18 protein-coding genes are annotated in these 21,717 nt (G+C 70.0%); 11 read left to right on the forward strand and 7 right to left on the reverse strand.

Annotated elements, in window-relative coordinates; genetic code table 11:
* The first annotated feature begins 70 nt into the window (after positions 1-70).
* Entirely contained in the window at positions 71-1,651 is a 1,581-nt protein-coding gene (gene ahpF, locus VGU65_RS14470; RefSeq protein ID WP_327476866.1) for an alkyl hydroperoxide reductase subunit F, read from the forward strand.
* A 53-nt stretch (positions 1,652-1,704) separates the two neighbouring features.
* On the opposite strand, the gene VGU65_RS14475 is transcribed toward ahpF, so the two are convergent.
* From VGU65_RS14475 to VGU65_RS14490, 4 genes are all read right to left on the reverse strand, one after another.
* Positions 1,705-3,363 (reverse strand): M28 family metallopeptidase, encoded by a 1,659-nt coding sequence (locus tag VGU65_RS14475; RefSeq protein WP_414655830.1) that lies wholly within the window; start codon positions 3,361-3,363, stop codon positions 1,705-1,707.
* A 79-nt stretch (positions 3,364-3,442) separates the two neighbouring features.
* Positions 3,443-6,229, reverse strand: coding sequence for a PAS domain-containing hybrid sensor histidine kinase/response regulator (locus VGU65_RS14480; protein WP_327476867.1), 2,787 nt, complete (start codon positions 6,227-6,229; stop codon positions 3,443-3,445).
* Between the two features lie 122 nt (positions 6,230-6,351).
* Complete coding sequence (locus VGU65_RS14485; RefSeq protein WP_327476869.1) at positions 6,352-8,301, reverse strand: hybrid sensor histidine kinase/response regulator; 1,950 nt, start codon at positions 8,299-8,301, stop codon at positions 6,352-6,354.
* 86 nt (positions 8,302-8,387) lie between these two features.
* Entirely contained in the window at positions 8,388-8,996 is a 609-nt protein-coding gene (locus VGU65_RS14490; protein WP_327476870.1) for a class I SAM-dependent DNA methyltransferase, read from the reverse strand.
* A gap of 129 nt (positions 8,997-9,125) precedes the next feature.
* On the opposite strand from VGU65_RS14490, the gene VGU65_RS14495 reads away from it, so the two are divergent.
* Positions 9,126-9,419 carry a hypothetical protein gene (locus VGU65_RS14495; RefSeq protein ID WP_327476871.1) on the forward strand — a complete coding sequence of 98 codons (294 nt, stop codon included), beginning with the start codon at positions 9,126-9,128 and terminating at the stop codon, positions 9,417-9,419.
* A gap of 21 nt (positions 9,420-9,440) precedes the next feature.
* On the opposite strand, the gene VGU65_RS14500 is transcribed toward VGU65_RS14495, so the two are convergent.
* Both VGU65_RS14500 and VGU65_RS14505 read right to left on the reverse strand, forming a co-directional pair.
* The gene (locus VGU65_RS14500; protein ID WP_327476873.1) at positions 9,441-10,358 is read right to left on the reverse strand and encodes a sensor domain-containing protein; all 918 of its coding nucleotides are present in this window, start codon (positions 10,356-10,358) and stop codon (positions 9,441-9,443) included.
* Complete coding sequence (locus tag VGU65_RS14505) at positions 10,358-10,720, reverse strand: PadR family transcriptional regulator (protein WP_231324850.1); 363 nt, start codon at positions 10,718-10,720, stop codon at positions 10,358-10,360. Before VGU65_RS14505 ends, VGU65_RS14500 begins: the two co-directional genes overlap by 1 nt.
* A 232-nt stretch (positions 10,721-10,952) precedes the next feature.
* Between VGU65_RS14505 and VGU65_RS14510 the strand changes: the two genes are divergently transcribed.
* The gene (locus VGU65_RS14510) at positions 10,953-12,287 is read left to right on the forward strand and encodes a carbohydrate porin (protein ID WP_327476880.1); all 1,335 of its coding nucleotides are present in this window, start codon (positions 10,953-10,955) and stop codon (positions 12,285-12,287) included.
* A 77-nt stretch (positions 12,288-12,364) separates the two neighbouring features.
* Positions 12,365-13,651: an NRAMP family divalent metal transporter gene (locus VGU65_RS14515; RefSeq protein ID WP_327476882.1), complete on the forward strand. Its 1,287-nt coding sequence runs from the start codon at positions 12,365-12,367 to the stop codon at positions 13,649-13,651.
* On the opposite strand, the gene VGU65_RS14520 is transcribed toward VGU65_RS14515, so the two are convergent.
* Positions 13,626-14,219, reverse strand: coding sequence for a phosphatase PAP2 family protein (locus VGU65_RS14520; protein WP_327476884.1), 594 nt, complete (start codon positions 14,217-14,219; stop codon positions 13,626-13,628). The two genes, VGU65_RS14515 and VGU65_RS14520, sit on opposite strands and share 26 nt — an antisense overlap.
* A 264-nt stretch (positions 14,220-14,483) precedes the next feature.
* Between VGU65_RS14520 and VGU65_RS14525 the strand changes: the two genes are divergently transcribed.
* From VGU65_RS14525 to VGU65_RS14555, 7 genes are read left to right on the forward strand one after another with little or no spacing between them, the layout of a single operon-like run.
* The gene (locus tag VGU65_RS14525) at positions 14,484-15,161 is read left to right on the forward strand and encodes a response regulator (RefSeq protein ID WP_327476886.1); all 678 of its coding nucleotides are present in this window, start codon (positions 14,484-14,486) and stop codon (positions 15,159-15,161) included.
* On the forward strand, positions 15,154-16,560 hold the full coding sequence (locus tag VGU65_RS14530; protein ID WP_327476888.1) for a sensor histidine kinase: 1,407 nt from the start codon (positions 15,154-15,156) through the stop codon (positions 16,558-16,560). The genes VGU65_RS14525 and VGU65_RS14530 overlap by 8 nt, the downstream gene beginning before the upstream one ends.
* 27 nt (positions 16,561-16,587) lie before the next feature.
* The gene (locus VGU65_RS14535) at positions 16,588-18,030 is read left to right on the forward strand and encodes an efflux transporter outer membrane subunit (protein WP_327476890.1); all 1,443 of its coding nucleotides are present in this window, start codon (positions 16,588-16,590) and stop codon (positions 18,028-18,030) included.
* Entirely contained in the window at positions 18,030-19,163 is a 1,134-nt protein-coding gene (locus tag VGU65_RS14540) for an ABC transporter permease (protein WP_327476892.1), read from the forward strand. The genes VGU65_RS14535 and VGU65_RS14540 overlap by 1 nt, the downstream gene beginning before the upstream one ends.
* Positions 19,160-19,909 carry an ABC transporter ATP-binding protein gene (locus VGU65_RS14545; RefSeq protein WP_327476894.1) on the forward strand — a complete coding sequence of 250 codons (750 nt, stop codon included), beginning with the start codon at positions 19,160-19,162 and terminating at the stop codon, positions 19,907-19,909. The genes VGU65_RS14540 and VGU65_RS14545 overlap by 4 nt, the downstream gene beginning before the upstream one ends.
* Positions 19,906-20,829 carry an efflux RND transporter periplasmic adaptor subunit gene (locus VGU65_RS14550; protein ID WP_327476896.1) on the forward strand — a complete coding sequence of 308 codons (924 nt, stop codon included), beginning with the start codon at positions 19,906-19,908 and terminating at the stop codon, positions 20,827-20,829. Before VGU65_RS14545 ends, VGU65_RS14550 begins: the two co-directional genes overlap by 4 nt.
* A 46-nt stretch (positions 20,830-20,875) precedes the next feature.
* Entirely contained in the window at positions 20,876-21,715 is an 840-nt protein-coding gene (locus VGU65_RS14555) for an alpha/beta hydrolase (RefSeq protein WP_327476898.1), read from the forward strand.
* Positions 21,716-21,717: the final 2 nt, after the last annotated feature.

Here is a 21,717-nt window from a genome sequence, read left to right on the forward strand (position 1 = left end):
CCCCGCCCGTGACTCGAGGCCGCTCCTGCAAGCGCCCGCTTTCATCCCATTCGACGTCTGGAGCCCCGCCATGCTGGACACCAACCTCAAGACCCAACTCCAGGCCTACCTCGAAAAGCTCGTCCAGCCGATCGAACTGGCCGCCTCGCTCGACGACGGCGCCAAGTCGGCCGAATTGAACGAACTGCTGTCCGAAATCGCCTCGCTGTCGGACAAGATCAGCCTGGTACGGCGCGACGACGAGGCGCGCAAGCCCACGTTCGCGATCAACCGCATCGGTTCCGACGTGAGCGTGCGCTTCGCCGGCATCCCGCTGGGCCACGAGTTCACCTCGCTGGTGCTGGCGCTGCTGCAGGTCGGCGGGCATCCGTCCAAGGCCGCGGCCCAGACCATCGAGCAGGTGCGCAATCTCGACGGCGACTACCGCTTCGAGACCTATTTCTCGCTCTCCTGCCAGAACTGTCCCGACGTAGTGCAGGCGCTCAACCTGATGAGCGTGCTCAACCCGCGCATCCAGCACGTGGCCATCGACGGCGCGCTGTACCAGGACGAGGTCGAGGCCCGCCAGGTGATGTCCGTGCCCACCGTGTTCCTCAATGGCGAACTCTTCGACCAGGGCCGCATGAGCCTGGAACAGATCGTGGCCAAGCTCGACACCGGCTCGAGCGAGCGGGAAGCCGAGAAAATCAGGACCAAGGAGGCCTTCGACCTGCTGGTGGTGGGCGGCGGCCCGGCCGGCGCCGCGGCGGCGGTGTACGGCGCACGCAAGGGTATCCGCACGGGCCTGGCAGCGGAGCGCTTCGGCGGCCAGGTGCTCGACACCATGGGCATCGAGAACTTCATTTCCGTTTCCTACACCGAGGGTCCCAAGCTCGGCACCGCGCTGGAGCAGCACGTGCACGACTACGACGTCGACGTGATGAACCTGCAGCGCGCGCAGGCGCTGATCCCGGCCAGCGACGAAACCGACGGCCTGATCCAGGTGCAGCTGGCCAATGGTGCAACGCTGAGGTCCAGGACCGTGGTGCTCTCCACCGGCGCGCGCTGGCGCCAGATGGGCGTGCCCGGCGAGGACGAGTACCGCAACAAGGGCGTGGCCTATTGCCCGCACTGCGACGGCCCGCTGTTCAGGGGCAGGCGCGTGGCGGTGGTCGGTGGCGGCAACTCCGGCGTGGAGGCGGCGATCGACCTGGCCGGCCTGGCCAGCCACGTCACCTTGATCGAGTTCGACAGCAAGCTTCGCGCGGACGACGTCCTGCAGCGCAAGCTGCGCAGCATGCCGAACGTGGACATCGTCGTCAGCGGCCAGACCACCGAGGTGCTGGGCGATGGCAAGCGGGTGACCGCGCTGGTTTACAAGGACCGCGTGAGCGGCCAGATGCGCACGCTGGAGCTGGAAGGCATCTTCGTGCAGATCGGCCTGTTGCCGAACACCGAATGGCTCAAGGGCACGCTGGAGCTGACCCCGCGCGGCGAGATCGTGATCGACGACCGCGGACAGACCTCGCTGCCGGGCGTGTTCGCCGCCGGTGACGCGACCACGGTGCCGTACAAGCAGATCGTCATCGCCATGGGTGCCGGCTCGACCGCCGCGCTGGCGGCCTTCGACCACCTGATCCGCACCTCGGCGCCGGCGGCCGTGGCGGCCTGAACCCGATCCTTCCCCCGCTTGGCGGGGGAAGGCGGCCTTGCGGCGATCCCGCGTTACTTGCGCTGGTCGGCCGTCTTCTCGCGCACCGCTCGGAACTCCGAATCCTTCGACCATTCCGGCCACGCGCCGGAGTTGGCCAGCTCGTCGCCCAGCTGGTAGAGCATCGCCAGGTCGTGCGTCATGCCGGCGAAGGTCCAGCTGGCCTGCCATTCGTCGGAGGGCTGGTGGTAGTGGTCGCGGGTGTATTCCCTGGCCGCGGCCTCGCCGGCCGCTTTGCCGCCCTTGACCAGGTCATCGCCCGACTCGTAGGAGATCGCCGGCACGCCCTGCTTGGCGAAGGAGAAATGGTCCGAGCGGAAGAAGCTGCCCGCCTCCGGATGCGGATCGGGCGCGTAGCTCATGCCGTAGGTCTTGGCCAGCGCGATCAGGCGGTCGAGCAGGCCGAGCCTGGCGTTGCCGGAAATGGTGAAGTTGCGCGCCGGGCCGTTGGGGTCGAGCGCGTCGAGGTTGATGTCGGCCACCGTCTTCCCGATTGGATAAAGCGAATGCGTGGCGTAGTACTCCGAGCCGAGCAGGCCCTTCTCCTCGGCCGTGACGTTGAGGAACACCACCGTGCGCTCCGGCCGGGACGCGTGCGCGAAGGCGCGGCCCAGCTCGATCAGCGCGGCGGTGCCGGTGGCGTTGTCGACCGCACCGTTGTAGATGCGGTCGCCCTTGGCGTCGGGCGCGCCGACGCCGAGGTGGTCCCAGTGCGCGCTGTAGATCACCGTCTCGTCCGGGCGTTTGCTGCCTTCGACGCGGCCGACCACGTTCTGCGAGGTGATCACCTTGGAGTCGATGTCGTATTTGGCCGAGAAGGTCACGCCCTTCAGTTCGACCGGCTTGAACGCGCGCGTCTGCGCCTGCTTCTTGAGCGTGTCGAAATCCAGCCCGGCGGCCTTGAACATCTGCACGGCGAGGTCGCGCTGGATCCAGCCTTCCAGCGTCGGGTGCGAGGCGGCGGGCTTGTCGCGCACGATGTCGAACTGCACGTTGGTGTTGGAATTCTTCACCGTGGCCCAGCCGTAGGAGGCCGGCGCGGTCTCGTGCACCACCAGCATGCCCAGCGCGCCCTGGCGCGCGGCTTCCTCGTACTTGTAGGTCCAGCGGCCGTAGTAGGTCATCGCCTTGCCGCCGAAGTCGCCATGGCCGGTCTCGAAATCGGGATCGTTGACCAGCACCACGCCGATCTTGCCCTTCAGGTCCACACCCTTGAAGTCGTCCCAGTGGCGCTCGGGCGCCTCGACACCGTAGCCGACGAACACCAGCGGCGCGTTCTGGATGTCGACCCTGCGACTGCCGTCCATCGCCGCGCGCACGGCGATCTGCTCGCCCTGGGTCAGCGGCAGGCTCTTGCCCTGCTCGGTCAGCGAGAAGCTGGGCGTGCCGACGATCTCGAAACGGCCCAGCGGCACCGGCTGCGTCCAGGTGCGCTTGCCGTCGACGACGGCGCCGCCGGGCTCGAGGCCAGCGGCCTTGAACTGCGCGATCACGTAGTCGACCGTCCTGGTCTCGCCTGGCGTGGCCGGCCCGCGCCCCTCGAAGGCATCGGAGGAGAGCGTCTTGACCTCCTGCGATAGCCGGTGCGGATCGAACGTCGGCCGCTCGACGGCGGCGGCCAGGACGGGAACAAGCAGGGCCGCGGCGATGGCGGCAGCGAGCGGTCGGTTCACGGGATACCTCGGTGGGGGACAACCCCTGCATGGTAAGCATGAGGCCGCCCGTTTTCCCACCAAGGCCGCACGACGCGGCTCATCCGCCGGCGGCGGCCAGCACCATGCGTTCGAGTTCGTCGTCGCGGAAGGGCTTCTGCACCACGCGCTCGTCGCCCACGACGGCCAGCGCGGCCTGGTCGGCGTAGCCGGTGACGAACAGCACGGGGAGTTCCGGCCGGCGCGAGCGCGCCTGGCGCGCGACCTCGGCACCGTTCATGCCCGGCATGGCGAAGTCCGCCACCAGCAAGTCGACCTGCGGCGCCCGGTCGAGCAGGTCCAGAGCGGCGCCGCCGGAACCGGCCTCGAGCACGTCGAAGCCCAGGCGACGCAGCCGCGCGGCGGTTACGTCGCGCACGGCGACGTCATCGTCCACCAGTAGCGCGAGCCGGCGCCCGCGATGCGTCGGGGCCCGGTGCCGGGTCGCCGGCGCGGCGTCCTCCGCTACGGCCAAGGCGCGGGCGCGCGGCAGGTAGACGCGCACCGTGGTGCCGGCGCCGGGCGCGCTCTGGACGCGCACGCCGCCTCCGGACTGCTGCACGAAGCCGAGCACCTGCGCCAGTCCCAGCCCCGATCCCTTGCCGACGTCCTTGGTGGTGAAGAAGGGCTCGAACACCCGCGCGCGCACCTCGTCGGTCATGCCGGTGCCGGTATCGGCCACCGCGATGACCACGTAATCGCCCGGCCCCGGCTCGCCCGGCTGCTGCGGCTCCTCGGCCAGACTGGCGTTGGCGGTCTCGATGGTGAGGCTGCCGCCGACTGGCATGGCGTCGCGCGCGTTGATCGCCAGGTTGAGGATCACCAGCTCGATCTGGGTGGGATCCACCAGCGCGCTCCACAGTCCCGGCTGCAGCCGCGTGGTCACCTCGACGCTGCCGCCCATCGTGCTCTTGAGCAGTTCGCTCATGCCATGCACGGTGCCGTTGAGGTCGAGCGCCTTCGGCTCCAGGCGCTGGCGGCGCGAGAAGGCAAGCAGCTGCGAGGTCAGCGTGGCGCCCCGCAGGGCGGCCTGGCGCATCAGTTCCAGCCGACGGCGCACCTTCGGCTCCTGCACGACCATCTCGAGCAGGTCGATGTTGCCCAGCACGATGGTCAGCAGGTTGTTGAAGTCGTGCGCCACGCCCGAGGTGAGCTGGCCAACCGCCTCCAGCCGCTGCATCTGGCGCAGCGTGGCCTCCACCCGCTCGCGGCCCTCGATCTGCTGGCGCAGTTGCCGATTGGCCGCCTCCAGTTCCTGTGCGGCAAGCTTCTCGTGGGTGGCATCGCGGCCGACGAGGTAGACCAGCTCGTCCTCGGCGACGGCGGTCCAGGCGATCCAGCGCCAGCCGCCGTGGCTGGTCTGCATGCGGCTTTCGAACGGCGGCACCGGCTCGCCGCGTTCGAGCCCGTCCATGACCGCGGCGGCGGCCATGCGGTCTTCGGGATGGATCCACTCCAGGAACGGGCGTGCGAACAGGCTGGCCTCGTCGTGGCCCAGGATGCGCGACCACGCCGGGTTGGCGGCCCTGAAACTGCCGTCGAAGCCGAGCACGCCGAACATGTCGCGGCTCAGTTCGAACAGCCGCTCGCGCTCGCGCCCGATCTGTACGGCCTGTTCCTGCAGCGCGCGGTTGCGGTCCTCCAGCGCGAGCTTCTGGCGGTGCGCGCGGGTCACGTCCTGGTTGACGCCGATCATGCGGACGCGGCCGTCGGGCGTGGTGACCGGCGTGCCCTTGGAGCGCAGCCAGCGCGTTTCGCCATGGACCCGGATGCGGAACTCGATGTCCAGCGGCCGGCCGCCCTCGGTGCTGCGGCGCACTGCTTCGTCGACGGCGGCACGATCCTTCGCCAGGACCCCTTCCCGCCAAACTTGCTCTGGACTGATTCCGGCCTGCGGATCGACGCCGAACAGCATGTACATCTCGGGTGACCAGCGGGCGTTGCCCGAAGACAGCTCCCACTCCCACACGCCGATGTCGCCCACCCGCTGGGCCAGTTTCAGCCGGGCCTCGCTGGTGCGCAGCTTCTCTTCGACGCGGTGGCGCGCGGTGACGTCCATCAGCACGCCGACGGCGCGCGAGGGCTGGCCGTCCTCGAACAGGGTCTGCGCGCGCAGCAGCAGCCAACGCAGCTCACCGCTAGGCCAGCAGTAGCGGTACTCGGTCTCGAAAAAAAGCTCGCCCCGGGCGAGCGCTGCCCGGCCCTCCTGCTCCACGCGCTCCCGCTCGCCGGGCGGGTAGCCGGCGCGGATCTGCTCCATGGTCGGACTGGCGTCCTCGGGAAAGCCCAGCAGGCGGTTGAACTGGGCCGAGCCGTGTATCACGTCATTGCGCAGGTCCGCTTCCCATACCGCCATCCGCCCGGCATCGAGCGCCAGTTGCAGCCGCGCGCGGCTCGATTCCAGCGCCTCGCGCAACTGGCGCTGTTCGGTGATGTCCTGCAACGTGCCGGTGTAGCGAACCGCGCGCTCGGCGCCATCGACGGGCGCGAACTCCACCGCGCCGTGCGCCAGCACCCAGCGCACCGTGCCATCGGCGTGCACCACGCGGTATTCGTAGGGCACGTTCTCGCGGATCGCCGGGTCGAGCGCGCGCTGGAGCATGGCGCGGGTGCGCGGCAGGTCGTCCGGGTGGGTGCAGGCCTGCACCTGTTCCAGCCGCAGCGGCTCTTCGCCTGGCGGCAGGCCGCAGATCTCGCGGGCGCGGTCCGAGTAGACGAAGGTGCCATCCAGCAGGTTCCAGTCCCAGATGCCGAGCCTGGCCGCGCGCGTGGCCAACTCCAGCCGCGCCTGGCTGTTGGAGGGCGCCCTTGCCGAGGCCGGCAGGGGGAAGTCCGCGGGGTGCTGCATGCAACGTCCCTCGATCCTGGACGGGCGGCACTGTAACTCTGCGGATGTGTCGCACCCATGCACGCGCATGGCGCCCGCGGCAGCCCTCCCGATGGCAGGTGAAGAGGGCCGCCGGGGCCGGCTCAGCGGTTGTCGTCGGTCACGCCCTCGCGCGCCAGCGACTCGTCGATGGACCGCCGAAGCTCGCGCCTGGTGAAAGGCTTGCCCAGCCGCACCAGTCCCGGCACGGGCACGCCGGGCAACTCGGCATAACCGGACGCCAGCACGATAGGCAGAGTCGGGCGGCGCTCGCGCAGCAGCCGCGCCAGGCGCGCGCCGGTCATGCCAGGCATAGCCTGGTCGGTGACCACCACGTCGATCTCGCTGCCGCTCTCGACGTAAGTCAGCGCTTCCTCGGCCGAGGTCACGCCGTGCACCCGGCAGCCCAGGTCCTCGGCCATGGCCACCGTGCTCATCAGCACGAGCTCGTCGTCGTCGACCACCAGCACGGACAGCGGTGCGCCCATGTGCAGGTCGATCTTCAGACCGTCCTTTTCGGGCACGGCCGGCGGCGCGGTGGCAGCTACCGCCGGAGCGGGAGCGACCGGCAACCAGATCTCCACCGTGGTGCCCTTGCCCGACTGGCTGTGGAGCAGCAGGCGCCCGCCGGACTGTTCGGCCAGGCCATAGGCCATCGACAGGCCCAAGCCGGTGCCCTTGCCCACGCCCTTGGTGGTGAAGAACGGCTCGGTCGCGCGCTTGATGGTTTCCTCGTCCATGCCGTGGCCTTCGTCGGCGATCCACAGGCAGACGTACTCGCCCGGCGCCAGCGCGGTGGCATGCCCCGCGGGGACGTGCTCGGCCTGCGCACCGATCTCCAGCCGGCCGCCCTGGGGCATCGCGTCGCGGCCGTTGACCGCCAGGTTGAGCAGGGCCAGCTCCAGCTGGTTGGGATCGATCAGCACGTGCGGCAGTTGCAGCGGGAAGCGAGTGCCCACTCTCACCTCCGGGCCCAGCGAACGCCTGAGCAGGTCGGCCATGCCATGCACCAGCAACGGCACGTCCACCGGCCGTGGATAGAGTTCCTGCCGGCGGGCGAAGGCCAGCATGCGCCGGGTCAGCGCCACGCCGCGCTGCGCGCCGGCCATGGCGTTGTCCAGCAGCGACTGCGGCCGCGGCGCATCCGGCAGCCACTTGCCCAGCAGCTCCAGGTTGCCCATCACGGCCATCAGCAGGTTGTTGAAGTCGTGCGCCACGCCGCCGGTGAGCTGGCCGATCGCCTCGGTCTTCTGGGCCTGGAACAGGGCCTCGCGCGCCACCGCCAACTCGTGCTCGGCGCGCTTCTTGTCGGTCACGTCGCGGGTGATCTTGGCGAAGCCGACGATCCGGCCATGCTCGTCGGTGAGCCGGTCGATCACCACGTGGGCCCAGAAGCGCGAGCCGTCCTTGCGCACGCGCCAGCCCTCGCCCTCGTACATGCCCTCCTTGCGCGCGATCTCCAGGTTGATGGCCGGCTTGCCCGCGTCCGCATCCTCTTCCGAATAGAATTGGCTGAAGTGCCTGCCCAGCACTTCGTTCTCGCGGTAGCCCTTGATGCGCTCGGCACCGGCGTTCCAACTCGCCACATGGCCCTGCGGATCGAGCATGTAGATCGCGTAGTCGCGCACGCCCTGCAACAACAGGCTGAATTGCTTTTCGTTGCTGCCGCGCATCTCGTCCTGGCTCGGCCAGGGAATATCGCGGGCCACGTAGGCATAGCCGATCTGCTGGCCGGTGTCGTCACGCACGGCTTCCAGGATGGTCCGCGCCCACACTCGCCGGTCCTGCTTGCCCAGGAGCCAGCCGGTTTCCTCCTCGCTCCCCTGCTGCCTCGCGGCGTCCAGAGCCTGCGCCGCGCGCCCGGCGGCGCGGTGCTCGGGCATGCGGAGCGTTTCGAACGGTCGGCCGACGATCTCGTCGGCGGTGTAGCCGAAGATGCGTACGGCGCCCGCGTTCCAGCTGCTGATCCGCCCTTCCGGATCGAGGAAGGCCATCGCAAACGTATCCAGCGCCTGCATCATCCGGCCGTAGGTGCTTTCCCCGCCTGTCGTCATGTCCACCTCTTGAAGGAACGATCGGCCCGCAGCGACAGCGGGCAGGCGACGATTATCCGGGCTGCCTCCATCGGCGCCGTGAATGCCTAGCCCGCGATCTGCGCGCGCTCCAGGGCGGCGACGTGCCGCTCCAGCCGTGGCCCCAGGTAGCCGTGCGAGCCGCAGGGAAGCAGGCCAGCCTGCGCGAACTGGCGAAGGTACCAAGAAGGCGGGCGCGAGAAAAACCCTTCGCGGTCGCCCACCACATCGTCGTGACTGGTGAACGCCTCGAGGAAGGCCACGCCTTCCAGCATTTCGCCGATGCCCGCCAGGCCCGCGCGGATTTCCGCCGGCTTGAGGTAATGCAGTACGTCGGTGCAGACGATCAGGTCGAAGCGCGTGTCGAAGCGCAGTTGCTCGAGCTGCCCGAAGCGCGCCAGCCCGATGTTGCGGCTGCGTCCGTAGCGGGCGACGACGTAGGGGCTCGCATCCAGGCCGCGGTAAGCCACGCCCGGTCGCAAGGCGCGCAGCGGCGCGCGCCAGGGCGCCTCGCCGCAGCCGACGTCCAACACGTTGCGCAGCGGCCGGCCCAGGTAGTACTCCGCCTGCGCCACCGCCAGCGCGACCTTGCGCTTGAGTTCCGTCGGGGAGGCCACGGCATGACGCGGGTCGCGGTACCACTTGTCGAAATAGGCGCGGTCGTAGGACTTGGGCATGGCGTGCATCCGCAAAAGGCCATGGTAAGCCCTCGCGGCCCGCCAGCCCCAAGGACAGGCCGCGCCCGATCACCGAGTGCACACATGGCCGGCCCCAGCATTTTCCGGACGTCCCCGCCGGAGCCCGCCATGTCCATGATCCGCCTTCGCCTGATCGGCAACCGCGAGACCGCCGACTCCATCATTTCCGTGCTGCACGGTATCGACGGCATCGAGCACGTCGAGGAAATCGAAGACCTCATGCTGGGCGTGCGCGACGACTCCAGCTCCGCCCAGCTCGTCGACGACAACGAGGGCCGCGTGTTCATGGTCGAAGTCGACGCGCCCGACGACATGCGCGCCGACGCTGTGCGCGCGGTCGCCGAGACCGAGGCCCGCCGCCTGGATGCCGGCCTGGAGATCGTCGACGGCGAGGATTTCTAGCGCTCCGCGGGAGGCTGCGCCTCAGCTCCCGCGCACCAGCAGGTGTCGCGCCAGGTGCCCATGCATGCGGCCCAGCCCGCGCGCCAGATGCAGCGTGGCGAACAGCAGCAGCACGCCCAGCACGCACAGCACGATCGCGTCGCCCCAGCCGGGCATGTGCTGGCCGAAGCCCCAGTCGATCATGGGCTGGCCGTTGACGTACGCGTCCGACATCCAGCGCGGCGCGAACGCCCAGGCGATCGGTGCGCCGATGAAGCCCGCCGCCAGCGCGACCAGCGTTACCGCGAGAGTGAAGTAGACGATGCCCAGCGGTAGCATCAGCAGCATGTAGAGCAGCGTGCTCCAGGTGCGCGCATCGGTGAACATCGCCCCGATGCGCTTCATCAGCGTCAGCCCCTGCGTGGGATACGGCGGGCGCCGCGGCATGCGTGCACCGAGCATCGCCTCGACGATGCGCCCCTCCACCAGCGAAAGCACGCGCACCGAGCCGAAGAACAGCACGATGAAGGGCAGGCCGACGATCAGTACCGAAAGCCCTGCCGACAGCGAGATGCCGGTCACCGCCCAGGTGAAGTAGAAGATGCCGGTGGCCAGCGCCAGCACCATGTAGAACAGCGCGCCATAGGTGCGCGGGTCGGCCGCCACGCCGAAGAAGCGTCCGGCCAGCGAGCGACGCTTCGGCGGTGGCGGCGGACGCAACGCGCGCTGGATCCTGATCTCCTGGTCGCGGTAGAGCTCGGCCACCTCGTCCGGCGCGCCGTAGCTGCCCACCACGTGCGCCAGCATGTCCGCCTCGCCGCGCCCGGGCTGTTCGGCCAGCTCCGCGCGCAGGTGCTCTTCCGCGTCGTAGAGCGCATCCTGCACCAGCGCCGGGTCGGCGCCGCGCAGGGCCTCCCGCAGTTGGTCCAGGTATTGGTTGATCGTGCGCGGTGCGTTCATCACACCTCTCCTTGAAGGACCTTGTCGACGGAATCACGCGTGGCGTTCCAGGCCGCGACCCATTCGCGCAGCACGTCCCGCCCCGGCTTGGTAACGCGGTAATAGCGGCGCGGCGGCCCGCTCACCGAAGGCTCCACCTCGCTGGCCAGCAGCCCGGCCGCCTCCAGGTTGCGCAGCACCGGGTACAACGCACTCTGCTTGCCCGCCAGCACACCCTCGCCCAGCTCTTCCAGCCGCTTGGCGATCTGGTAGCCGTACAGCGGCTGGCGCGATTGCCCCAGCACCGCCAGCAGCACCAGCGAGACGGTGCCCGCGGAGAGCTCCTTCTGGAACTTCTTCAAATGGCCGACGCGATCGTCCACTCAGCTTGCCTGCACCGCCGCCTGGGTCGATCTGAAGGTTAGTGTGAAGTTCGCACTAGTACATGGGCCTGAAGTCACGCGTGTGGGCAGCAACCGCTGGTTTCATACCCCCTTGCTCGAGTCCGAATGGACGCCCGCGACATCGCCGCGTCACGGCATTGACGCTATCTGGACATCGAGGCGCAGCGATGTCGGTCATGCTAGCCGTGCAGCCATCCCCGGAGCCGTCCGAATGAAGCGTTCCAGCCTCCGCGCAAGCGCCCTGGTCCTCGCTACCGCGTTCTTCGCCCCGCCTGCCATGGCCGACGAGCAGCCCCGCCTCTGGGTGCCGCAGTTGCTGGGTGCGCAGTACACCTTCATCGACCAGCACCAGGGCCGCGTGCATTCGCCCTATGCCGGGCCGCTGAGCCTGCGCGCGCAAGCCAACCAGGCACGTTCCCACACCTTCGGCGTGTACTTCGGCATGCCGGTGGCGCCGCATGCGGCGGTCTACCTGGACGTCGAGATGTTCCGCGGACAAGGGGTCAGCAACGGCACCGGTCTGGCCGGCCTGACCAACGGCGACGTGATCCGCGGCGGCGGCTCGCTGAGCCGCAATGCCTACGTGGCGCGGGCGTTCGTCACCTACGACGTCCCGCTGGGAACCGACACCACCGTACTCGAGCGCAAGATGGACCAGCTTCCCGGGCCGCAGGCCGACCACCGGCTGAGCTTCAAGGCCGGGCTGCTCGCGGTGAACGACGACTTCGACCAGAGCCGCTACGCGAACTCCACCCGCACGCAGTTCCTCAACTGGGGCCTGCTCAACGACCTCGCATGGGACTTCGCGGCCGACACGCGCGGCTACACGGTCGGCGGCGTGGTCACCTATGCCAGCGGGCCGTGGACCTGGCGCTACGGCGTGTACCAGATGCCGACGCGGGCCAATGGGCAAAAGCTGGAGGGTCCCATTTCCCGCGCTCGCAGCGAAAACCTGCAACTGAGCTGGCAAGCCGGCGCCCATGGCCCCTCCGCGTGGCTGCTGGCGTTTCGCAACAAGGCACGCATGGGCATCTATCGCACGGTCCTCGCGCGCGCGGCACGGCAGGGAACCACACCGGACATCCGCTCGGACGACCGCGACGGGCGGCACAAGTACGGCATCGCGGCGGGCTTCGACCTGCCGCTGGCCGACGACGGCGACACGGGGCTGTTCGGGCGATGGGGCTGGAACGATGGCAAGACCGAATCGTTCGCCTTCACCGAGGCGGACCGCAGCGCAAGCTTCGGCGGACAGATGGCCGGCGCGCGCTGGAACCGGCCCCGCGACAAAATCGCCCTGGCCTTCGTGGTGAACGGCCTCTCGCCCGACCACCGGCGCTACCTGGCCGCCGGCGGCTCGGGCTTCGTACTGGGCGACGGGCGTCTGGACTATGGCGCGGAGCAGATCGCCGAGGCCTACTACGAACTCGCCGCGACGCCGTTCGCATCCGTCACGGCGGATTTCCAGTTCATTCGCCATCCGGGCTACAACCGCGACCGCGGACCTGCCCGTTTCATCGGCCTGCGTGTGCACCTGGAATATTGAGCGGCGCCCGTTTCACGGCTCCCATGCGCGGGTACCCGGATGCTTTTTGCATCCGTCGGTAGGGAGGTTGAAGCGGCATGGCCAGGCAAGCCGATAGCGATCGTCCACCCACCCCGCCCCCCCTCTGGCGCCGGTTCAGCGCAGGCCTGATCACCGGCGCCGCCGATGACGATCCGAGCGGTATCGCGACGTATTCCCAGGTCGGTGCCGCCTTCGGCTACGGGATGCTTTGGTGCATCCTGCTGACCATCCCGCTGATGATCGCGATCCAGGGGATCAGCGCGGGCATCGGGCGCGTGACCGGCCACGGATTGATGGACGGCATCCGCCGGCATTACCCCAAGCCGCTGGTCTACGGCCTGGTCGCATCCATCGTCGTCGCCAACGTGATCAATCTGGGCGCCGACATCGGCGCCATGGGAGCGGCGTTGCAGCTCCTGATCGGCGGCCCGGCCCTGGTCTATGCGTCCTTCTTCGCGGTGCTGTCGCTTCTGCTGCAGGTTTTCATACCCTTTTCGCGGTATTCGCCGATCCTGAAGGTGCTTACGCTGAGCCTGTTTGCCTACGTTGCCACCGTGCTGGTGATCCACGTGCCCTGGCGGGATGTCATGCGGAGCATCGTGCATCCGCCGATAGCCTGGAACGCCAAATATGCCGTAGGCCTGGTCGCGTTGCTGGGAACCACCATAAGCCCTTACCTGTTCTGCTGGCAGGCCTCCCAGGAAGTGGAAGAGATCCGCGCCAGCCAACGGCGCATCCCGCTGAAGAAGGCCCCCTGGCAGGCGCCGCAGGCGCTGAGCCGGATCGGCATCGATACCACCGTGGGCATGCTCTTCTCGAACCTGATCGCGTTCTTCATCATCCTGACCGCTGCCGTGGTGCTGCATGCGCACGGCAAGACCGACATCCAGTCCTCCGCCGAGGCCGCCGAGACCCTGCGCCCGCTGGCGGGGCGGCTGGCGTTCGTGCTGTTTGCCGCCGGCATCATCGGCACCGGCTTGCTGGCCGTGCCGGTGCTCGCCGGCGCCACCGCCTACGCTGCCGCCGATGCGATCCACAAGCCGGCGGGGCTCGAATACACGCCCAAGCAGGCCAAGTTCTTCTACGGCGTGTTGGTGGCGGCCAGCCTCATAGGCGTCGCGCTCAACCTGACGCCGCTCGACCCGGTCAAGGCGCTGTACTGGAGCGCCGTCATCAACGGGGTGGCCGCCGTCCCGCTGATGGTCGTGATGATGCTGATGGGCTCGCGGCGCAAGGTCATGGGACAGTTCACGATGCCCTGGGTGCTGAAGGTTGCCGGCTGGGCGGCCACGTTGGCGATGGCAGCCGCGGCGATCGTCATGTTCGCAACGTGGGGCCAGTGAGATCTCCCGCAGAAGCGGATCGCGGGGCGCCCGCCCGCTGCCGGCCCAGCACGCCCCTGCCGGCCACCGTGGCCAAGGCAGCCATGCCCAGGGCGCCGACCATGTCGCTCGGATAGTGCACGCCCAGGTAGACGCGCGCCCAGGCCATGGGCAACCCCAACACGGCGATCGCCGCACCCCACGGCCGCGTGCGCCCCTCCAGCAGCAACATGCCGGCGACGGTCCATTGCAAGCTCAGGTGGTCGCTCGGAAAGCTTCCGGTCGCCGCATGGGCGATCCACGCCTGGCCGACGCCCGCCACGAAGGGCCTGGGCCGGTCCCAGGCCAGGCCGATCAGGCCGTTGGCCGCGAGGGCCAGCATGGCCGCGGCGAAGGCCCGGCAGGCAGCCGTACGCATCGACAGCCGAGGCAGCAGGATCAGCACGCCCAGCAAGCCCGCCGTCAGCACCAGGGGAGCGTCGGCCAGCGCGCGGGCCCATGCCAGCATGGCATGCGATGGCGGCGCGCCGGCATGGATTGCATGGAAGAGGCCGAGGTCCCAGCGGTAGGGGTCCATAGGGGCCGTCATGATGGCGATCCAGTGGAAAGGAACGCACGAAGCATGACGCCCGGCACCGCAGTCGCGCGGTGAAGTCCAACCTGAAGCCGCATTCAACGGCCGTCTCGCCTCGCGCCTCTGCGAGGCCGAGTGTAAGGTCAGACTAAGTGTCCCGGCACAGCATGCCGACGCTGTGCCTTATCCCAGGCGACTTCGGCACTGCCTGCCGAGCGATAACGCCCCCCGTAGCCCATAATGGGCCCCTATGGACCCCACCTGCCCCGTGCCCCGGCCATGCGCGTTCTGATAGCGGAAGACGATACGGCGATTGCCGCCGGCGTCGCGGCGGCGCTGCGCGATGGGGGGCACGCCGTGGACGTGGTCGAGGACGGCGCGCGGGCCGACGCCGCCCTGCACGACACGCCCTACGACCTGCTGGTGCTGGACCTGGGTCTGCCCAAGCTGGACGGCAGCGAGGTGCTGCATCGCCTGCGCAGGCGCGGCGGCGAGATCCCGGTGCTGGTGATCACCGCCCGCGAGGGCCTGCACGAACGCGTGCGCGTGCTCGACCTGGGCGCGGACGATTACCTGATCAAGCCCTTCGCGCTGGACGAATTCAAGGCGCGCGTGCGCGCGCTGCTGCGCCGGGTGACCAGCAAGGGCACGCCGGAACTGAAGCTCGGCCGCCTTCGCGTGGACCTGCCCGGGCGCCGTGCCTGGATCGACGAGTCGCCGCTGGAACTGACCGCCCGCGAATTCGGCGTGCTCGCCGCGCTGGCGACCCGGGTCGGGCGGCTGACCAGTCGCGCGCAGCTGGTCGAGTCGCTGTGCAGCTGGGACCAGGAACTGACCGACAACGGCCTGGACATCGCCGTGCACCGGCTGCGCCGCAAGCTGCACGGCTGCGGCACCGGCGTGCGCACGATCCGCGGACTGGGCTACATGCTCGAAGAGGGCCAGGACGGTGGCTGAGCCGTCAACGCCCCCAAAGCGCTGGGCGCAGCCGAGCCTGCGCCGGCGCCTGCTGGCCTTCCTGCTGATCCCGGTGGGATTGCTGCTGGTGCTCGACGCGCTGCTCACCTACGGTGTGGCGCTGGCTTACTCGAACCGCGTGCACGACCGCGACCTGAGCGACAACGCCTTGTCGCTGGCGCAGATGCTGCGCAAGGGCAGCATCGAAGGCCACCTGTCGCGGCAGGCGCGATTCCTGCTCGAGTACGACCCGGAAGGCCCGAGCTATTTCAGCGTGGACAGCCAACGGCATGGCCGGCTGGCGGACAATGCGCAGTTCAACCAGATCGCTCCCCCGGCGGCGGATGGGCCGCCGGTGCTGTACAAGTCCACGCTCGGCGCGCACACCCTGCGCGCGGCAACCATCAGCATCCATCCGGATGCCGAGCCGACCGACACGCTGACCGTGACCGTGGCCGAAACCCTGGGCGACCGTCGCCGCCGAGCGCGCGAGATCCTGCTGATGGCGGTGCCGCTGCAGACGTTGCTGCTGCTGGGCGTGCTCTCGCTGGTGTGGTTCGGCGTGAACTACGGGTTGCGCGTGCTGCAGCCGCTCACCGCGCGGCTGGCCGCGCGCGAGCAGGAGATCACGCCCATCGGCGAGGCCGACGTGCCGCAGGAGATCCTGCCGCTCACGCGCACCATCGATGCGCTGTTCGCGCGCCTGCGCGATGCGCTGGCGCTGCAGGAGCGCTTCATCGCCGACGCCGCCCACCAGTTGCGCACGCCGCTGGCGGGCCTGAGCCTGCACGTGGAGCGTGCGCTGGCGGACGACAGTCCGCAGAACCTGCGCGACGCGCTCACCCACATGCGCCAGCTGACCCTGCGCACGGCGCGCACCTCGGCGCAACTGCTTGCGCTGACGCGCGCGCAGTCGCCGCTGGCGACTCCGACCCGGCACGCGCCGGTGGACCTGGCCCGGCTGGTGCCCGAAGCGGTGAGCCTGCGCGTGCCCGAAGCGCTGGCCGCGGGAATCGACCTGGGCTATCAGGGCGTACAGGGCCCGTTGCGGGTGATGGGCGACGCCGCCAGCCTGCACGAGCTGCTCGACAACCTGGTCGACAATGCCCTGCGCTACGCGGGCCGCGGCAGCAACGTGACGGTGAGCCTCGCGCCGCTGCCGGGTGGCGGCGCCCGGCTGCGGGTGGAGGACGATGGTCCGGGCGTGCCCGACGAATGGCTCGCGCGCCTGGGCGAACGCTTCTTCCGCGTGCCCGGCAGCGCCGAGGCGGGCACCGGACTGGGGCTGGCGATCGTGCAGCGCATCGCCGAGCGCCATGGCGCAAGGGTCCATTACCGGCGCGCCGCACAGCACGGCCTGAGTGTGGACGTGCACTTTCCCCCCGCGGCGGTAAGCTGAACCGCCGTGCCCTGCCCACATCGCCACATGCTTCCAGCTTTCCTTTCCCGTAACCCCGCTCCATGGCGCGGTCGCAGCCCGCGAGGGTTCGCGCTCGCCGCCCTGTGCACCCTCCTGGTCGGCTGCGCCACTGCGCCGCTGCCGGATCTGCATGCCCCGGCGCCCGCCCAGTGGCGCCATGCGGCCGCCGATGCCGCAGGCGCCGCGCCGGTGGACCTGCACGGCTGGTGGCACGCGTTCGGCGATCCGCAGTTGGACGCGCTCGTCGACAAGGCGCTGGCGCGCAACCTCGACGTGGCACAGGCGGTGGAACGCCTGCGCGCTGCACGCAACCTGCATCGCAAAGTCGGCGCGCGCTACCTGCCCCAACTGCACGCCCGGACCGAGGATGCGTTCGATCCCGATGCCAGCGCCTCGTTCTTCCTGGCCGGCTTCGACGCGTTGTGGGAATTGGACTTCTTCGGCCGCGGCGCCGCCGACAAGCGCATGACGCGCGGCGACCTGGAGGCCGCCGCGGCCGACCTGCGCGGCGCCCGCGTCTCGCTGGTCGCCGAAGTGGCGCGCGACTGGCTCGACCTGCGCGCGGCACAGCAACAGGTGCTGTGGCTGGAGCGCATCCGTGACGCACGGCGCGGGCAGTGGGACGTCGCGCAGGCGCGCCAGCGCCTGCGGCTGGCCAGCGCACTGGACGTGGAACAGGCCAGAGCCACCCTCGCACAGGCGGAAGCGGCCCTGGCCGAACCGCGCCAGGCGGTGGACGCCAACGCGCAACAGCTGGCGATCCTGCTCGGCCAGGCCGAGCCAGACCCGGCATGGCTCCAGGCCGGCCCCATGCCCTCGCTCGGCCCCTGGCGCCTCGAGTCCGCGCCGGCCGACCTGCTGCGCTCGCGCCCGGAAATCCTGCGGGCCGAGGCCGAGGTCCTGCACGCCGCCGGCGAGGCCGGGATGGCGCACGCCAACCAGTACCCCAGCCTGGCCCTCGGCGGCTCGCTGACCTGGTCCACCGGCCTGCTGTCGCATCGGCCCACCAACGACAACGCGATCCTCTCGCTGGGCCCGTTGATCGACATTCCGCTGTTCGACTGGGGCATGCGCAGGGCGCAGGCGCACGCCAAGGAACACGAGTTGCGGGCCAGCGTGCTGGCCTATCGGCAGTCGGTGCTGCAAGGCGTGGCCGAAGTGGAGACCGCGCTGGGCCAGCTCAAGCAGCAGGCCGACTACGAAAGCCGCTGCGCCGATGCGGCAAGTGCGCTGGAGAAGGCCGATGCCGCCGTCGAACAGCGCGTGGCGCTCCGCCTGGCCGGACCCGCGGACCGCGCCGACAGCACGATCGCCCGCGATCAGGCGGCGCTCGCGCTGGCCCAGGCCCGCGCCAGTCGCGGACTGGCCTTCGTCGCCCTGTTCAAGGCCCTGGGCGGCGCGCCGCTGCCGGCCCGCGATCAGGGCGCGCTTGCGAAGGGCCACGACTGATGGTCGCCCTGGCCCGCAAGACGCTGGTGCATGAATGGCGGCGCTTCCTGCCGGCGATCCTGGCGGTCGGTTTCGCCGGCCTGCTGCAGCTGCTGCAGGCGGCGCTGGTGCTGGGCATTTTCGGCAGCGCCAGTGTCTACGTCACCGGCTCGGCCGCCGACCTGTGGGTCGGCTACCCGGGTACGCAGAGCGTCAACCTGGGTCGCCCGATCGATCCGAACATCGAGGCGCGCCTGCTGATGGACCCGGCGGTGGCGGCGGTCGAGCCGTTCCTGTGGCTGGACGCGGACTGGCGCGGCGGCGGCGGCACCGGTGGCGAGTCGGTGTACGTCTCGGGGATCGATCCATCGCCCACGGGCATGATGTTCGCGCACGCGCTCTCGCCCGCGCTGCGCGCGCGGCTGGAAGAGCCCGACGCGGTGATCGTCGACCGCGCGGACATCGGCAAGCTCGGCGTCGCCATCGGCGGCACCGCGGCGATCAACGGACATACCGTGCGCGTGGTCGGTGTCAGCAGTGGCCTGCGCGCACTGGGCGGCGTCAACGTGGTCAGTTCGCTGGCCACCGCGCGGGAGCTGGACACCGATCCGGCCGACACCGGTCGCCCGACCTACCTGGTCGCCCGCCTCAGCGACCCTACAGAGGCTGACGCAGTGGCTCGGCGCCTGCGCGGCGACGGTGCGTTCGGACCCTACGAGGTGTGGACCGCCCATGCGTTCGCGCGGCGTTCGGTGCTCTACTGGATGCTCGACACCGGCGCCGGCGCGGGTGTGCTGTTCCTGGCCGGCATCGTGTTCCTGGTCGGCGCGGTGATCACCAGCCAGACCCTGGTCGCGGCGGTGGCCGGCTCGGTGCGCGAGTACGCCACCCTCAACGCGCTCGGCGTGGGCGTGGGCGCGCTGCGCTGGGTGGTGCTGGAGCAGGCGTTCTGGGTCGGCGCGCTCGGCCTGCTCGGCGCCACGCTGCTTGGCACGGTGCTGCTCATGCTGGCGCGCGGCCAGGACGTGCCGGTGGTGCTCAACGTGCCGGCGACGCTGGCCTGCGTGGTGCTGGCGCTGGGCCTGGCCGGCGTGTCCGGCCTGGCGGCGGTCCGCAGCCTGCGCCACGCCGATCCTGCGAGCCTCCTGCGATGAATGCCCAGGCCAGCCCCACCCCTGCCCCTGCCACCCTGCGCGCCGAACACGTCGCCAAGTCGTTCGTGTCCGGACGCGTGCGCACCCAGGTGCTCGACGACCTCTCGCTCTCCATCGACCCGGGCGAGCTGACCCTGATCTCCGGCCCGTCCGGCTGTGGCAAGAGCACCCTGCTGGCGATCATGAGCGGCCTGCAGAAGATCGATTCGGGCCGCGTCTTTGCGCTGGACAGCGAACTGAGCCGCCTGGACGCCCGCGCGCTGGAGCGCTTCCGGCTGCTGCACACCGGTTTCGTGTTCCAGGGCTTCAACCTCTTTCCCGCGCTGAGCGCGCGCGAACAGGTGGAGCTGCCGCTGCATTACCTGGGCCTTACCCGCCGCCAGGCGCGCGAGCGGGCCGAGCGCTCGCTGGAGGAGGTGGGCCTGGCGCACCGCATGGGGCTCAAGCCGGCCGAACTCTCCGGTGGCGAGAAACAGCGCGTGGCGATCGCCCGCGCGCTGGCCAAGCAGCCGCAGCTGCTGTTCGCCGACGAGCCGACCAGCGCACTGGACGCAGCCAGCGGCCAGGTCATCATCGACATCCTGCATCGCATTGCCCGCCATCACGGCACCACCGTCCTCTGCGTCAGCCACGACCCGCGCCTGATCGGCCATGCCGACCGCGTGCTGGCGATGGAAGACGGCCGCATACTGAGCGATGTGCGGATGCCCTCCGCCCTCGCTTCCATCCAAGGAACCGCTCCATGATCTTTTCCCACCGGCACGCCTGCCTGCTCGCATTGCTGGCGACGCTGCCGCTGGGTGCCTGCACCCGGCACGAGGACCCGGCCGCCGCGCCGCCCAGACCGGCGTATGCCGCGGTGGCGCGGGGGCGCATCGACGTCGAGGGCGGCCTGCTCAAGATCGGCATGCCGCGCGAAGGCACCCTGGCGCAGATCGACGTGCACGAAGGCGAACAGGTGCGCCGCGGCCAGCCGCTGGCGTCGCTGGACCTGAAGCCGGCCCGCCTGGCGGTGGCCTCCGCGCAGTCCGAACTGGACCAGGCCAAGGCACAGCTGGCGCTGCTCGGCGACAAGCTCGCCGCCGCCCGTTCGCGCGCCAGCCGCCTGGCCGCCGCCGAACAGGCCGGCGCCGGCGACGGACAGAGCGCGGATGACGCACGCAACGCGGCCGCCGAACTGGATGCGCAGCAGACCGCCATGCGCGCCGGCGTGACCCTGGCCGAGCAGAAGCTCGCCAGCGCCCGGTTCGAACTGGAGCAGCGCACGCTGCGCGCGCCTCTCGACGCCGACGTGATCCGGGTCACCGCGCAGCCTGGCGCCAGCGTCTCGCCGCAGTCCGGGGCGCTGTTCGTGCTGCTGCCGCGCACCCCGCGCATCGTGCGCGCGGAGTTGAGCGAGGCCTACATCGATGCAGTCAAGGTCGGCATGCCGGCGCTGGTCAGCGTCGACGGCGCGCCCGAGGCGGCGCCCTGGCATGCCCACGTGGTGCGTATCGGCAGCGTGGTCGGCCCCTCCGCGCTGGAGGACGACCCGCAGCAGCGCGCCAACAACCGCACGATCGAATGCGTACTCGCGCTCGACGACGCCCAGGCGCCGCGCGTGGGGCAGCGCGTGCTGGTGCGCCTGGGCGCCACGGCGCCGCAAGAATCCACGAAAGCCCGATGAAACGGGCTTGTGCGAGGCTTGGCCCCATCCACCATGGGGTAGATTCGTGATTCGCCAGGCTGATTTCTTTCTCGAAGGCAACCGCAGCGGCGTGCTGCTGATCCATGGTTTGACCGGCACGCCGATGGAGATGCGGCTGCTCGGCAAAGGCCTCAACAATGCCGGCTTCACCGTGCACGGCATGCAGCTGGCCGGCCACTGCGGCGACACCGACGACTTGCTGGCGACCGGCTGGCGCGACTGGTACGCCAGCGTGGAACGCGCCGCCGACGCGATGCTGGAGAAGGTCGACCACCTGTTCGTCGGCGGCCTCTCCATGGGCGCGCTGCTGGCACTGAAGCTCGCCGCCGACCGGCCACAGCAGGTATCCGGCGTGGGCGTGTACGGCGCTACCTTCCGCTACGACGGCTGGAGCATTCCCTGGTCGGCGCGGCTCTCCTTTGTGCTGCCACTGCTCAAGAAGCTCGGCCTGGGCCGCGAGCGCGTGTTCCTGGAGCAACCGCCCTACGGCCTGCGCGACGAGCGCCTGCGTGCGCAGGTCAGCGCCGCCATGCATTCGGGCGACAGCACCATCGCCGGCCTGCTCGGCAACCCCTGGCACGCGCTGGCCGACCTCTACCAGCTGGCCCGGCAGGTGCGCCGCCAGCTGCCGCAGGTGACCGCGCCCTGCCTGGTCGCGCACGCCAGCGAGGACGACGTGGCCAGCGTGCGCAACGCCGAGCTGGTGATGCGCAACGTCAGCGCACCGGCCAAGCTGCTGCTGCTGGAAGACAGCTACCACATGATCACCATTGACAAGGAGCGGCGCACGCTGATCGAGCATTCGGCGCGCTTCTTCGACAGCATCGCCGCCACGACGAGCTTGCCGCAGGCGGCGGCCGCCTGAGC

This window comes from Frateuria sp. (assembly GCF_035943815.1).
In the GTDB taxonomy this organism is placed as follows: domain Bacteria; phylum Pseudomonadota; class Gammaproteobacteria; order Xanthomonadales; family Rhodanobacteraceae; genus Frateuria_A.